Here is a 1,558-nt window from a genome sequence, read left to right on the forward strand (position 1 = left end):
CCAAAGCCGTTTTGCTATCCGAATACCCAGTTTGGTGAAATATCCGGGCTAGGGAGCTGGGAAAAGCCAGTTGAAGTATTTGGAAAAATTGTTCTCGAGTGAAAATATCGGTGTTAGGTTGGAAATGACGCAGATTGGCGTGGAAGTAAGGAAAAGCGACCACAGTAAAACCTCAGGCTAACCTTTGAAGGCTATGCTTGGAGAATGACTGTTTAAGCCAGCAGGTCTGCTAACCCAAGTCCAGGCGTTCGCTGATAGCCAAACTGTTGAAACTTGGTTTTGATGGATTGTACTGTGCCTACCAGGCTCTTGAACTGACTTTCAAAATGTTGGGTGTTGTAGATCCAATGGTCAGCATCGATATTCAGGCGTTCAAGAATAGGAGGCATCGGTTCAGCGATGATCCCCCGCTTATCATTCCGGATGTGACGCCCCGTCCAGTCGACTAGTTCGAGGTAATCTTGCAGCCGGAACAGAAGACCTGCTGGCATATCCTGACGTGCGTAGCCGACAAAGGGGAATAGAGCCTTCGGTTGATGGGGTTCTGAAGATTTAGGGGTTGATTGGGCAGTTGCTATGCGTTCTTTAACAGAAGTAAATTCAGATGTTTCGGGTGTCTCAGCCATCTGGGCTCGAATGGGATTTAAGTCCACATAGGCTATACAGGTTGCCAACGCTTTTGCATCCAATAAGGCCTGCGATTTAAACCGAGTTTCCCAGAATCGGCCAGTGCAACAGTCTTCTGCATTGGCCTGCCGGGCGATGTCTTCATTCAAAGCTCGCATGAACCAACCGATCGACATCAGGCGTTCACGCCATTCTGTTACCAGCTCTGAAACGACCTTGAGTTGTGCGTCATACAAATCTTTTCCCGCTAGGTACTCATGGCTTAGAAAGTTGCCTGCATACAGAGTGTGCCAGTGCTGGATAACTTCAGTATCCGACCAGGCGTTGGCTTTCTCTGCATTGATGTGTAATACAATATGGTAGTGGTCGGACATAACGGCATAGGCGCATATATCCAGCGCATACACGGACGCCAATGCCTTCATACGCTGCTCTATCCAGCCACGACGGTGTTCATAGTCGTTACCGGAGTACTCGTCGCGACCGCACAGGAAGGCACGGCGCACACACCGGGAGGTGCAATGGTAGAAGGGAGTCGCCTCAAGGGCGATCTGAGATTTCCTTGAACGTGGCATGGTGTCTAACCCTGACGGCCCGTTTTGGTTGTGCTGTATAAAGCACTGTATGAAATTTGTTGCGTCAACCATTCATGTGGGTGTCCATGCAAAACGCCTGCCCTTGAACAATCCGTCACTGGTCGCACTGAATTGCAACGCTGTGACCACGCTGCCAGAGTTCAGGCCGATTTGCTGGCCTACCTGAACGATGCGAGTGATCGAAGGGAGCTGCGCTCCTGGTGGGCGTTGCTGCCAGACCCGACTCAATGTACCTGCAGCGTACTAGCCCGGATATTTCACCAAACAGCCTAAAGTAGCACTGCATAGAATTTGTTGAATGTTTTCGAGCAGCTCCACAGCTACAGGTCGATTTT

Annotated in this window: 1 protein-coding gene; it reads right to left on the reverse strand. The window is 50.1% G+C overall.

Annotated features, from left to right (window positions below; all coding sequences use genetic code 11):
• Positions 1-212: 212 nt before the first annotated feature.
• The gene (locus G565_RS0120905; protein WP_211227249.1) at positions 213-1,274 is read right to left on the reverse strand and encodes a transposase; all 1,062 of its coding nucleotides are present in this window, start codon (positions 1,272-1,274) and stop codon (positions 213-215) included.
• Positions 1,275-1,558: the final 284 nt, after the last annotated feature.

This window comes from Saccharospirillum impatiens DSM 12546, assembly GCF_000423605.1.
In the GTDB taxonomy this organism is placed as follows: Bacteria; Pseudomonadota; Gammaproteobacteria; order Pseudomonadales; family Natronospirillaceae; genus Saccharospirillum; species Saccharospirillum impatiens.

Coding starts and splice junctions, on each gene's coding strand:
- G565_RS0120905 (WP_211227249.1), bottom strand. CDS start 1,274: ATGGTTGACGCAACAAATTTCATACAGTGCTTTATACAGCACAACCAA.